Source organism: Microbacterium croceum (genome assembly GCF_023091245.1).
Lineage (GTDB): Bacteria > Actinomycetota > Actinomycetes > Actinomycetales > Microbacteriaceae > Microbacterium > Microbacterium croceum.
Map to the genome: position 1 here is coordinate 1,776,291 of NZ_JAHWXN010000001.1, position 13,160 is coordinate 1,789,450.

General features: G+C 68.3%; 9 protein-coding genes and 1 riboswitch. Of the genes, 5 read left to right on the forward strand and 4 right to left on the reverse strand.

Translation table 11 applies throughout. The features are described 5' to 3' along the window. Positions 1-7: 7 nt before the first annotated feature. Positions 8-152: riboswitch (FMN riboswitch) on the reverse strand. A 90-nt stretch (positions 153-242) separates the two neighbouring features. Genes KZC51_RS08375 through KZC51_RS08385 form a run of 3 tightly spaced genes read right to left on the reverse strand, consistent with a single transcriptional unit; the run spans position 243 to position 2,187 of the window. Next, positions 243-1,106, reverse strand: a complete 864-nt coding sequence (locus tag KZC51_RS08375; RefSeq protein WP_247629532.1) for an Fpg/Nei family DNA glycosylase — start codon at positions 1,104-1,106, stop codon at positions 243-245. A 49-nt stretch (positions 1,107-1,155) separates the two neighbouring features. Beyond that, positions 1,156-1,719, reverse strand: a complete 564-nt coding sequence (locus KZC51_RS08380; protein ID WP_247629533.1) for a GNAT family N-acetyltransferase — start codon at positions 1,717-1,719, stop codon at positions 1,156-1,158. A gap of 21 nt (positions 1,720-1,740) precedes the next feature. Then, positions 1,741-2,187, reverse strand: coding sequence for a MarR family winged helix-turn-helix transcriptional regulator (locus KZC51_RS08385; RefSeq protein ID WP_247629534.1), 447 nt, complete (start codon positions 2,185-2,187; stop codon positions 1,741-1,743). 86 nt (positions 2,188-2,273) lie between these two features. On the opposite strand from KZC51_RS08385, the gene KZC51_RS08390 reads away from it, so the two are divergent. From KZC51_RS08390 to KZC51_RS08410, 5 genes are all read left to right on the forward strand, one after another. Then, a complete protein-coding gene (locus tag KZC51_RS08390) occupies positions 2,274-2,726 on the forward strand; it encodes a peroxiredoxin family protein (RefSeq protein ID WP_247629535.1) in 453 nt (150 codons plus the stop codon). 70 nt (positions 2,727-2,796) lie between these two features. After that, positions 2,797-6,372 carry a transcription-repair coupling factor gene (mfd, locus tag KZC51_RS08395; protein WP_247629536.1) on the forward strand — a complete coding sequence of 1,192 codons (3,576 nt, stop codon included), beginning with the start codon at positions 2,797-2,799 and terminating at the stop codon, positions 6,370-6,372. A gap of 68 nt (positions 6,373-6,440) precedes the next feature. Then, positions 6,441-7,058 carry a gamma carbonic anhydrase family protein gene (locus KZC51_RS08400; RefSeq protein ID WP_247629537.1) on the forward strand — a complete coding sequence of 206 codons (618 nt, stop codon included), beginning with the start codon at positions 6,441-6,443 and terminating at the stop codon, positions 7,056-7,058. A 7-nt stretch (positions 7,059-7,065) separates the two neighbouring features. Next, the gene (locus KZC51_RS08405; RefSeq protein WP_247629538.1) at positions 7,066-10,017 is read left to right on the forward strand and encodes an aminotransferase; all 2,952 of its coding nucleotides are present in this window, start codon (positions 7,066-7,068) and stop codon (positions 10,015-10,017) included. A gap of 160 nt (positions 10,018-10,177) precedes the next feature. After that, the gene (locus tag KZC51_RS08410) at positions 10,178-11,605 is read left to right on the forward strand and encodes an APC family permease (RefSeq protein WP_247629539.1); all 1,428 of its coding nucleotides are present in this window, start codon (positions 10,178-10,180) and stop codon (positions 11,603-11,605) included. Between the two features lie 72 nt (positions 11,606-11,677). On the opposite strand, the gene gdhA is transcribed toward KZC51_RS08410, so the two are convergent. Next, entirely contained in the window at positions 11,678-13,045 is a 1,368-nt protein-coding gene (gene gdhA / locus KZC51_RS08415; RefSeq protein WP_247629540.1) for an NADP-specific glutamate dehydrogenase, read from the reverse strand. Positions 13,046-13,160 lie beyond the last annotated feature (115 nt).

Here is a 13,160-nt window from a genome sequence, read left to right on the forward strand (position 1 = left end):
GCGGCGCCTCGTGCTGCCTCCCTTCCGGACTAGCGAGGTCTCCCTCGCACCACCGTCGGTCCCGGAATTCCACCGGATCGGCACCGAGGTCTCCCTCGGCGCTCGCGGACTGTCACCGCCGGTTCGGATTCTCACCGACCCCGGAGCACGTTGATGCTCTGAGTGTACTCAACACATCTGTGGGGGATTCATTCCGCGTCATATACCCGTCACTTCAGCGAGCGCGCCGTCCAGCAACGCGCTCACTTCAACAGGCGGGAGAGACGGCGGTCGGCGAGCGGCTTGCCGCCGGTCTGGCACGTGGGGCAGTACTCGAGCGAACGGTCGGCGAAGAACACGCTGCGCACCGTATCGCCGCAGACCGGACAGATCTCGCCGCGCCGGGCGTGCACCTGCATGCCGCGGCGCTTGGCATCCTTCAGATCGGCAGGGGGTTTGCCCGACGCCTCGGCGACGGCTTCCGTCAACGTCTGCTGCATCGCCGCGAACAGGCGGTCGACGTCATCAGGGGAGAGCGTGGCGGCGATGGCATACGGCGACATGCGCGCGGCATGCAGGATCTCGTCGGAGTAGGCGTTGCCGATGCCGGCGATGACGGACTGGTCGCGCAGCAGGCCCTTGATCTGCGTGCGCCGCCCATCGAGCAGAGCGGCGAAGGCGTCGCGGTCGAACCCCTCGGCGAGCGGATCCGGACCGAGACGGGCGATGCCCGGCACGTCCTGAGGGTCGCGCACGACGTACACCGCGAGCGACTTCTTCGTGCCGGCTTCAGTCAGATCGAATCCGCTGCCGTCGTCGAGTGCCACCCGCAGGGCGATCGGCGTCTTGCCCGGCTTGATGAGCGTGGCGGGCAGCGCCTCGTACCAGCGCAGCCAGCCTGCTTTCGCGAGGTGGAACACGAGATGGAGGTCTTCTCCGCACGAGAGCACGATGAACTTGCCGAGTCGCGACGCCGCCGTGATCTCGGCACCGTGCAGCGCAGTGATCTGGGGGTCGTACGTCTTCAACGCGGCGATCGCGGCCACGCTCGTGCGCGTGATGGTTCGCCCCACGGCACGCTCGCCGAGGAACACAACGAGCCCCTGAACCTCTGGCATCTCCGGCATGAGGTCATCCTGCCACCGGCAGGCGACATCGTCACCCTCCGACCGGGGGTCAGAGCACCGGCCACTCCACGGGCGTCCGCTCATCGTCGCGCAGCAGCCCGCCGAACCATCCGTCGTCTCGACCGTGCGGGCTGGTCAGCGCCTGACGCTGCAACCCCTCGTACCGGAAGCCGAGTGCTCGCGCTGCGCGGGCGGACGGCACGTTGCCGGCGACCGCCCGCCAGCTGATGCGGACAAGGCCGAGCTGGCGGAAGCCCCAGTCGATCACGGCCTGCGCAGCCTCGACGACGTAGCCGTGGCCTCGCCCCTCCGCGGTCACCCAGAACCCGATCTCCGCATGGTCGCCGCTGTGGTGGCTGGTGATGTCGTGCAGGCCGATCATCCCGACCAGGTCATCACCGACTCGCATCGCCCAGACGGTCTCGGCTCGATCGGCCCACCACTGGTCGACGCGCCTCACGTAGTCCTCGCCGTCCGCCCGGCTGTAGGGGCTGGGAACCGTCGTCCACTTCGCGATCTCGGGATCCTGGCACGCCGTCGTGATCGCGTCGACGTCATCCGCTGTGGGCGCGGAGAGCGTCAGGCGGTCGGTTTCGAGTGTCACCTTCTCCATCGGGAGACCCTTTCGATCAGGTCAGCGTGCGTCGTCCTCGAGCGCCTGGGCGAGCTCGGCGAGCACGCTTCTCGCGGTTGCGTAGGCGGCGGCGCCGACCTTCGCGGCGTAGGCGGATTCCATGTCGGAGAGGATGACGAAGGCCTGGTCGAACGCGGTGCGGCCCTTGGCTGTGAACATGACGAGCCGTGCCCGGCGGTCTTTCGGGTCTCCGCTGCGCTGGACGTAGCCGCTCGATTCCAGCTCATCCACCAGCTCACCCATCGCCTGCGGGGTCATGCCGAGCTGGGCGGCCAGCGTCGTGACGCGGGCGCCCTCGGCGGGGAGTGCCTCGAACAACATGGAGTGGCGCATGCGGAGGTCGGTGTATCCGGCGTCGGCCAGGCGGCGGAAGAGGTCCGCTTCAGTCGCACGGTGCAGTCGCGTCGCCAGCATCCCGATCGGAATCGCCTGCTCCCTGTCCGTCATGCCCTCAGGTTAGCTGACGAGATATAGACAGGTTACCTGTATGACAGGTAGCCTGAATAAAGTCACATCGACCGAAGGAGCGTCACATGATCCAGATCGGATCCGTCCCCGCACTCGCGCTGCAGGACATCGACGGCGGCCCGTTCGCCCTTCAGGATCACCGCGGCTCCCGCGTGCTCCTGTACTTCCTGCGGGCGCCGTCGTGCGCGCAATGCAACGCCGCCGTGCGGAGCATGGCTGCCGACCGCGCGTCCTTCGCGGCGGATGACGTCGAGATCGTGATCGTCGTCCCCACCGATGCGGCCGAAGCCCGCGTATGGCGCGACAAGCACAAGGTGCCGTTCACCGTCGTGGTCGGGCGCGACGGCACGGCTCACGCCGAGGCCGGTCTGTTGCGCAAGGTGTTCGGCGCCATCCAGCAGTCGGGCAGCGTTCTCCTCGACCGCCAGGGAGTCGTGCGTCACACCCACATCGCGACGAACCCCGGCGCGAGCTATCGCAAGGCGGAGGTCGCCCAGGCGATCGCGTCACTCGCCTGACCCTGGGACGGATGGCATCGGGCGACGTCCCGCGCGCCGGGATGTCGGATGCCGCGACTAGGCTTGTCCGGTGACTGTTCCGGGGATTCTGCGCGCCTTGGACGAGGCGACTCTGTACCGCGATGCCCTCAGCTGGGCGCAGACCGATGCGGACCTCGGCCTCGTCGACGGCCTCGACGCACCCGTGCTCGCCGGCCTGCTCGAGAAGCGCGCGACATCGGGACATCCGGCGTCGCTGCTCATCGTGGTGCCCACGGGGCGCCGGGCAGAGAGCGTCGCCCAGGCGATCGGCTCGTACCTGCCGAGCGCCGACGTGCACACGTTCCCCGCGTGGGAGACGCTTCCGCACGAGCGGCTCAGCCCGAGCCCCGACACGGTGGGTCAGCGCCTGCAGACGCTGCGCCGCATCGCGGACTGGTCCGGCGACCATCCGCTGGTCGTCGTCGCCTCGGTGCGCGCGGCGCTGCAGCCGATCGCCGGCAATCTCGGCGAGATCGCCCCTCTCGAACTGGGCATCGGAAGCCGCGGCAACGACCTCGACGAGGTCGTCGAGCAGCTCGTGGAGCGCGCCTACTCCCGGGTCGACATGGTGTCGCGCCGCGGTGAGTTCGCGGTGCGCGGAGGCATCCTCGATGTCTTCCCTCCCACCTCCGAGCACCCGTACCGCGTGGAGTTCTTCGGAGACGAGATCGATCAGATCCGCGCATTCTCGGTCGCCGATCAGCGCTCGCTCCCCGGCGATGTCGCGGGAGTCGATCTGCCACCGAGCCGCGAGCTCCTGCTCACCGCCGACGTCCGCGACCGGGCGCGTGCGCTGATCGGCGGCTTCCCCGCGATCTCGGGCATGCTCGAGAAGATGGCCGAGGGAATCCCGGTCGAGGGCATGGAGTCGCTCCTGCCTGCGGTGTCAGGACCCCTCAAATCACTCGCCGACTACATGCCGGCCGGCAGCGCCACCGCGGTGGTCGACCCCGAGCGCTCGACGGCCCGCGCCATCACGCTCGGCGAGACGAACCGCGAGTTCCTCGACGCGGCCTGGAGTGCGGCTACCTCCGGCGCCTCCGCCCCGATCGACCTCGGTGCCGGGGACTTCCTCACGGTCGCCGAGCTGCGTGAAGCCGTGCGCGATCGCGGCGGCGTGTGGTGGCGGCTCAGCCCGTTCGGCGCGGGGCTGGGCGAGGGCGACGTCGAGGCGACCAATCTCGACGCCGCAGTGATCCCCTCGTTCCACGGCAACGTCGACGGTGCGATCTCCTTCGTCGAGGCCAAGGTCGCGGACGGCTGGAGAGTCGTCGTGATCGCCACCGGCAACGGCCTCGTGGATCGTGCTCGTGACGTGCTCGCAGACCGCGGCATCGCCGCGCGCGTCGTCGAGTCCCTCGTCGAGGCACCGGAGGGCGGGGTCGCGACGCTGATCGCCGGTGGGGTCGAAGCGGGCTTCCAGCTCGCCCAGGCCAAGCTCGCCGTCCTCACCGACAACGAGTTCTACGGCCGCACGATCGGCGGCGACCAGCGCGTCGTCAAGAAGCTGGCCTCGCGGCGCAAGAACGTCGTCGACCCGCTCCAGCTCAAGAACGGCGACTTCGTGGTGCATTCGACCCACGGGATCGGGCGCTTCGTCGAGATGACCCAGCGCGAGGTGTCGACCGGCGGACGCAACGCCACCAAGTCGGTGCGCGACTACCTGGTGCTGGAGTACGCGCCCTCCAAGCGCGGCTACCCGGGCGACAAGCTCTATGTGCCGACGGATCAGCTGGATCTGCTCTCGAAGTACGTCGGCGGTGAGGCGCCGACCCTGTCGAAGATGGGCGGGAGCGATTGGTCGCAGGCGAAGGGCAAGGCGCGCAAGGCCGTCCGCGACATCGCGGTCGAGCTGGTGAAGCTGTACTCCGCCCGGATGAGCGCGAAGGGCCATGCGTTCGGCCCCGACACCCCCTGGCAGCGCGAGCTGGAGGAGGCGTTCCCGTTCGCCGAGACCCCCGATCAACTGCAGACGATCGACGAGATCAAGGCCGACATGGAGCGGCCGATCCCGATGGACCGGCTGCTGAGCGGCGACGTCGGATTCGGCAAGACCGAGGTCGCGGTGCGTGCCGCGTTCAAGGCGATCCAGGACGGCAAGCAGGTCGCCATGCTCGTGCCGACCACACTGCTGGTCAAGCAGCACCTCGAGACGTTCACGGAGCGCTTCGCCGGGTTCCCGGTCAAGGTGCGGCCGCTGTCGCGGTTCCAGACCGACAAAGAAGCCAGACTCACCCTTCAGGGCCTGCTCGAAGGCTCGGTCGACATGGTCATCGGAACGCACCGCATCCTCACCGATCAGGTGATGTTCAAAGACCTCGGCCTCATGATCATCGACGAGGAACAGCGGTTCGGCGTCGAGCACAAAGACGCGCTGAAGAAGATGAAGACGAACGTCGACATCCTCGCCATGAGCGCCACGCCGATCCCGCGCACGCTGGAGATGGCGGTCACCGGCATCCGAGAGATGTCGACGCTGGCCACCCCTCCGGAGGACCGGCATCCGATCCTCTCGTTCGTGGGCCCCCGCAGCGACAAGCAGATGGCCGCAGCGATCCGTCGCGAGATCCTCCGCGAGGGGCAGATCTTCTTCGTGCACAACCGCGTGCAGTCCATTCAGCGCGTCGCGAGCGAGCTCGCCGAACTCGTGCCGGAGGCGCGCATCGCCGTGGCGCACGGGCAGATGGGCGAGCATCAGCTCGAGCAGGTCGTCGACGACTTCTGGGAGCGCAAGTTCGACGTGCTGGTGTCGACCACGATCATCGAGACCGGTCTCGACATCTCGAACGCCAACACGATCATCATCGACCGGGCCGACCGCTATGGTCTGTCGCAGCTGCACCAGCTGCGCGGACGAGTGGGCCGAGGGCGCGAGCGTGCCTACGCGTACTTCCTGTACGACGAGACGAAGCCGCTGAGCGAGACGGCGGCCGACCGGTTGCAGACGATCGCGGTGAACAACGAGCTCGGCTCGGGTATGCAGGTCGCCCTGAAGGACTTGGAGCTGCGCGGCGCGGGCAATCTGCTCGGCGCCGAGCAGGCGGGCCACATCGCGGGTGTCGGGTTCGACCTGTACCTGCGCATGATCGGTGAGGCTGTCGCCACCTTCCGGGGTGAGGAAGTCGAGACCGGGCAGGAGCTGCGGCTGGAGCTGCCGCTCGACGCGCGCATCCCCGAGGATTACATCGACAGCGAGCGTCTGCGCCTCGAGGCATACCAGAAGTTGTCGGCGGCGTCGGCCGCGACCGCGAAGGACGACGCGATCGACCTCGTGATCGAGGAGCTCACCGACCGCTACGGCACCCCGCCGTCCGAGGTGGAGGGGCTCCTCGCGATCGCGAGGCTGCGTCGTCGGGCGGCGCGCGTCGGCCTCACGGATGTCGTGGTGATGGGCTCGAACCTGCGCATCGCGCCCGCGCATCTGGAGGACTCGATCAAGGTACGCCTCCAGCGCCTGTACCCGAAGGCCAAGCTCGTGGCCGGGGGCGACGCTCTGGTCGTGCCGATGCCGACGGTCCCCGCCGCGGTGGGCGTGGGACTGGACCCGCTCCCGGATGCGGAGCTGCTGCAGTGGGTCGCCCAGCTCTTCACTGCGATCTTCCCGGAGCCGGCCAAGCCCGAGTAGTGGGGGTTCCGGAGTCGACCGTGCGACGACACGGTGCTGAGACCGGACGACACCACTATCCTGGCGTCATGTTGTACGAGCACCTCGGGGCTCGGCCCCGGATCCATGACACTGCCGTCGTCGCTCCCACCGCCGTGATCTCCGGCGACGTCGAGATCGGCGCGGGCTGCCAGATCCTGCACGGCGCCGTGATCACCGCCGAGGGTGGCCCGATCACCCTCGGTGAGCATGTGATCGTGATGGAGAACGCCCTGATCCGTGCGACCACCGTGAACGCGGTGCACGTCGGAGCGCACACCCTGATCGGCACCCTCACGAGCATCGCCGGCGCGACGGTCGGCGAAGAGGTGTTCTTCGCCTCGGGTGCCCGCGTCTTCAACGGTGCGCTGGTGGGGTCGCGTTGCGAGGTGCGCGTGAACGCCATCGTGCACCGACGCGCCGTGCTGCCGGAGGGCACGGTCGTGCCGATCGGCTGGGTCGCGGTCGGCGACCCCGTGCAGCTGCTGTCTCCGGACCGTGAAGCCGAGATCGCGGCCGCACAGCCCGACCTCGATTTCCCCGGGCACGTGTTCGGAGTGGACCGTGACACGCCGGACCTGATGGTGCAGCTCACGGAGCGGTACGGCAGCTCCCTCGCGCGGCACGCCGGTGACGTGCTCATCCCCGACACCCGCGAAGGTCGGTGAGGGTCGCATGACGGAAGGTATGGGCCTGGTGCGCCCTGATGTGGACGAGGCCGGCGCGGAGACGATCGCGCGCGAGTGCTACGGCCTGGTCGTGACGGCGAGCGAGCTCGGCAGCAACCAGGATCGGAATTTCCTGCTGACGGCTTCCGATGGCACGCGCAGCGTGCTCAGGATCGACAACCCGGTGTTCGGAGACGACGCCCGCGACGCGCAGCATGCCGCACTCGACGCCTACCGCAGTGTCGGTGTGGCGGTGCCCGCCGTGCTCCCCGGCCTCGACGGAGCGCTGACCCAGCGCTGGGGCGGGTTCGCGGCTCGGCGGAGCGAGTTCGCAGAGGGAGAGCCGCTGGTGGACGCCGGCTACCTCGCTCCCGTGGTGCTGGCGGAGTTCGGTGCGCTCGCAGCGGCATCCGTCAACGCCTTGGCGGGACTCACGCATCCCGGGCTGGACCGTGCCCAGATGTGGGACATGCGGGTCGCGCACGAGCAGACGCTCTCACTGGCTCGGGCGATCGCCGACGATTCGCTGCGCACGCGCGTGCTCGCCGCGGCGGAGGAGGCCCGAGTCGCGCTGGCGGAGGTCGCGGCGGAGCTTCCCGTGCAGCCGATCCACGGCGACCTCACCGATGACAACGTGATGGGACGCCGTGGCGCGGACTCGCGGCTGCACCCGCATTCCGTGCTGGATCTGGGGGACCTCGGCCTCGGATGGCGCGTCGCCGAGCTCGCCGTCTGCGCCTCGTCGATGCTGCACCACGAGCCGGAGCGTCCGCTCCGCGTGCTCGAGACGGTGGCCGCTTTCCATGCGGACGCGCCGTTGAACGACGCCGAGGCGCGCGCGGTGTGGCCGCTGGTCGTGCTGCGGGCGTCGCTGCTGGTCGCCAGCGGGTGGCGGCAGCTGGAGATCGACGGGGCGAACGATTACGCCAGGGAGCGGATCGCGGGGGAGCAGGCCATCTTCGACGCGGCCACACGGCTGCCGCTGGTCGAGATGACCGAGCATGTGCTCGCCCGACTCGGGATCGGTGCGCCCGCGTTCGCCGTCGACATCGCATCTGCGCAGGGTGAGCCCGTGTCCCTCGCTCCGCTGCTCCCGGGGCTCGCCGGCGATGTGGTCGCCGTGGATCTCGATGTGGAGTCGGAGGCACTCGATGAGGGGCGTTGGCTGGCTTCCGACGCCGAGGCCGCGCTGATCGCTGCACACCTCGACTACGGCGCCACTGTCGTGGTGCCCTACGGGCTCTTCCGTCTGACGCGCACGCGGGTCGACACCGCCGACGCGGCGGCGACCTGGCCGATCGACACCGAGGTCCACGTCGCTCCTGGGCCCGAGCTGCGCGTCACCGCTCCGATCGGGGGCGAGCTGCGCTCACACGATGCAACCCTCCAGGTGCACGTGTCGAGCGGATGGATGCTCGAGATCGGCGGTGCCAGGGGGAAGAAGCGCATCGTTGCCGCCGTGCAGCCGGGCGACACGATCGGCTTCCTCGCCGCCTCGGACGAACCGCGCACGCTGACGATCGGCCTGCGCCGCTCCGATGCCCCGACCGTGGCCCGCACCGACTCGGGCGCTGCGCTCGTGACGCCGGAACGAGTTCCGGCGTGGAGCCGTTTCACCGCCGACCCCGCCCCGCTGCTCGGGCTGCCCTCGTTCACGCAGCAGGACGAGGCGGCAGAGGAGGTCGAGCGCCGGAACCGCATCTTCGCCGCTGCGCAGGAGCGTTATTACGAGCACCCTCCGCAGATCCAGCGCGGATGGCGTCATCACCTCGTCGACACGACGGGCCGGGCCTACATCGACATGGTGAACAACGTCGCGGGCCTCGGGCACGGACACCCGAAGATCGCCGCGGTGGCGAACCGTCAATTGCGAACCCTCGCCACGAACTCGCGCTTCCTGTTCCGCGAGCTCGCCGAGTACAGCGAGGCGCTGCTCGCGCTGATGCCGGAGGACAGCGACCTCGACACCGTGCTGCTGGTGAACAGCGGCTCGGAGGCGGTCGACCTCGCGATCCGTCTCGCGCAGGCAGCCACCGGTCGGCGCACGGTCATCGCGCTGCGCGAGGCCTATCACGGCTGGACGATGGCGAGCGACGCGGTCACCACGAGTGCGTACGACAACCCGTTCGCGCTGGCCACACGTCCCGACTGGGTGCACGTCGCCGACGTACCGAACCGCTTCCGTGGCACCTATCGCGGCGAGGGCACGACCGCGCCGTACCTCGCCGACCTCGCGGACGACATCGAGGACCTGCAGCGGGACGACCGCGAGGTCGCCGCATTCCTGTGCGAGTCGATCCTCGGCAACGCCGGGGGAGTCCTGTTGCCCGAGGGGTACCTCGCGGGCGCCTACGCGCAGGTCAGAGCCGCCGGCGGCCTGTGCATTGCCGACGAGGTGCAGGTCGGTTTCGGACGCATGGGGTCGTCGTTCTGGGGCTTCGAGCAGTCCGGCGTCATCCCCGACATCGTGACGATCGCGAAGCCGATGGGCAACGGGTTCCCGATCGGCGGCGTCATCACCTCGAAGCGCATCGCCGACGCCCTCGCGACGCAGGGGCAGTTCTTCTCCTCTGCCGGCGGGAGCACCCTCAGCTGTGCGGTCGGGCTGGCCGTGCTCGACGCCATGGTCGAGGACGACCTGCAGCGCAACGCGCGCGACATCGGCGCCCGGCTCGCCGACGGGCTTCGCGGCCTGGCGGCGCGGCATCCGCTGATCGGCGTCGTGCACGGCGAGGGGCTGTATCTCGGCGTCGAGCTCGTGCGCGATCGGGAGTCCATGGAGCCGGCGGCGACCGAGGCGGCGGCGATCTGCGAGCGGCTGCGTGAGCTCGGCGTGATCGTGCTCACGACGTCGGAGCGATCCAACGTGCTGAAGATCAAACCGCCGCTGTGCCTGACAGCGCAGAGCGCGGATCACGTGGTCGCGATGCTCGATCGGGTGCTCTCGGAAGGGTGGTAGTCCGAGGGGTCGACTTCGAATTCCGCACCCTTTCACAATGTTAAAAGCGTATTTCGTACCCATTTTGGGGATTGCGCTGAGGAATGGACCGGGTACATAGTGATGCTCAGCGTCAGACGACCCGATGTCCGACCCATGCGCTGTTCCCCGAGGAGTACACATGGCCACGAAGACCAAACCGCTCGCCCAAGGAGGCGGGACGCTCAAGCGTAATCTCGGACTGTGGGCCATCGTCGGCCTCGGTCTGGGGTATATGACACCGACCGTCGTCTTCGACACCTTCGGCATGGTCGCCCGCGATACCGACAACGTGGTGCCGGCGGCCTACCTCGTGGCCCTGGTGGTGATGGTGTTCACAGCGATCAGCTACGGCAAGATCTCCAGCGCCATCCCGAGTGCCGGATCCGCCTACACCTACGTGCGCGAGTCGATCCACCCCAACCTCGGGTTCATGGTCGGTTGGACCTCGCTGATCGACTACGTGCTGCTCCCGATGGTCAACTGCCTCATCATCCGCAGCTACCTCGAAGCGCTGTTCCCCGATATCCCGGGTTGGATCTGGGTGGTGCTGTACTGCGTCCTCGTCACCAGCATCATCTACCTGACGATGCGCGGCACATCGAACCTCAACATGATCCTGCTGGTCTTCTCGATCGTCGTCATGATCGTGTTCGTCGTCCTGGTGATCGCGCAGCTGATGCGCGGCGAGGGGGCGGCGACCGTCGCCTCGATGACGCCGTTCTTCCATGACGGCGCCACCATGGGCGCCGTGCTCATGGGCGCGACCATCGTGTGCTTCTCATTCATCGGCTTCGACGCGGTCACGATGTACGCGGAAGAGGCGAAGGACCCCAAGATCATGCCCAAGGCGATCCTGCTGACGGTGCTCCTCGGCGGCGCGATCTTCCTGATCGCCGGCTACCTCTCGCAGCTGCGGTTCCCCGACTGGAACGAGTTCGCTCCGGACGGCGACATGCAGTTCGTCGAGGACTCCACGCTCCCCATCATCGGCAACCTGGTCGGAGGTCCGGTGCTGATGGCCGTGTTGACGGCCGCCGGCTTCTGCGCCACACTCGCCTCGGGTCTGGCGTCGCACGCCTCGGTGTCGCGCATGCTGCTGGTGATGGGTCGCAACAACGTGCTGCCGCAGAAGGCGTTCGGCTACATCAACCCGCGCACGCACACCCCGACGTTCAACATCGTGCTGGTGGGAGCGATCTCGTTACTCGCGATCCCGTTCACGCTCGAGCTGATCGCCGCGTGGATCAACTTCGGCGCCCTGATCGCCTTCACGTTCGTCAACATCTCGGTGATCGCCTGGTTCGCGGTCCGCAAGGGACGGCGCAAGACTCCTGCCGACATCTTCAACTTCATCGTGATGCCCGGCATCGGCATGGTCCTCACCGGACTCCTGTGGGCGAACCTGCACGAGGACGCCTTGCGCGGCGGCCTGGTCTGGACGGCGATCGGCATCGTCTACCTCGCTATCATCACGAGGGGTTTCCGCAAGAAGGTGGTCGCCTTCGACGAGAACCAGGCCGTGACCGGTTTCAACAAGGTCGTCAAGGTGCCCGTCGACGAGAGCTGACGCGACATCTCGAAACGAGAAGAGCCGCCTCCCGAGAAGGGAGGCGGCTCTTCCGCGTGAATCGGTCGCTGATCAGATGACGCCCTGGGCGAGCATCGCGGCGGCCACGCGCTCGAAGCCGGCGATGTTCGCCCCTGCCACGTAGTCACCCGCGACATCGTGACGCTCGGCCGCGTCGAAGGCGGCGCTGTGGATGTCGGCCATGATCTCGCGCAGCTTGTTCTCGCTGTCGCCGAAGGTCCAGCGCTGACGGGACGCGTTCTGGCTCATCTCCAAGGCAGAGGTCGCGACGCCACCGGCGTTGGCCGCCTTGCCGGGAGCGAAGAGCACTCCGGCCTTCTGGAACGCCTCGACGGCCTCGGGAACGCAGGGCATATTGGCGCCCTCGGAGACGGCGCGAACGCCGTTGGCGATGAGCGTCTCGGCGTCGGCCAGGCTCACCTCGTTCTGCGTTGCGGACGGCACGGCGATGTCAACCGGAACCTCCCAGACGCTGCCGCCCTCGACGAAGCGGGCGCTGGGGCGGCGGTTCGCGTACTCGACGATGCGAGCGCGCTCGACCTCCTTGAGCTGACGGAGCAGGTCGAGGTCGATGCCGGCGTCGTCGACGACGTAGCCGGAGGAGTCGGATGCCGTGACGGCGGTCGCCCCGAGCTGGGTCGCCTTCTGGATCGCGTAGATCGCGACGTTGCCGGATCCCGAGATGCCGACGCGCTTGCCCGCGAGCGAGTCGCTGTGAACCGCGAGCATCTCCTGCGCGAAGAACACCGCGCCGTAGCCGGTGGCCTCGGTGCGCACCTCTGCGCCGCCCCATCCGGTGCCCTTGCCCGTGAACATGCCGGACTCGTGACGGTTGGTGACCTTGCGGTACTGGCCGAAGAGGTAGCCGATCTCACGGCCACCGACACCGATGTCGCCCGCGGGGACGTCGGTGTGCTCGCCGAGGTGACGGTAGAGCTCGTTCATGAACGACTGGCAGAAGCGCATGACCTCGGCGTCGGACTTGCCGTGGGGGTCGAAATCCGACCCGCCCTTGCCGCCGCCGATGCCCTGACCCGTGAGCGCGTTCTTGAAGATCTGCTCGAAGCCCAGGAACTTGATGATCGAGAGGTTCACCGAGGGGTGGAAACGGAGTCCGCCCTTGTACGGGCCGAGCACCGAGGAGAACTGGATGCGGTAGCCGCGGTTGACCTGCAGCTTGCCGCTGTCGTCGATCCACGGCACGCGGAAGAGGATCTGGCGCTCCGGCTCGACCAGACGATCGAGGATGCCGCCGTCGACGTACTCCGGGTGTCGATCGAGCACCGGTGCGATGGAGTGCAGCACCTCGTGCACGGCCTGGTGGAACTCCGGTTCGTGCGGGCTGCGCGTCAGCACGGTGTCGAACACGGGTTGTACGGCGGTGGCGAGCGGATGGAAGGCGGAAGTCGTTGCGGTCACGCGGATGGTGCTTTCTGGAGGGGGATGATGGTGCAGGCGATCGTGTCGCGTGAGCGGGCGCCGGATCGGGCGCGACTTTTCACTCTAGCGGGAGCCTGAGGGAGGTCTGCTCGGA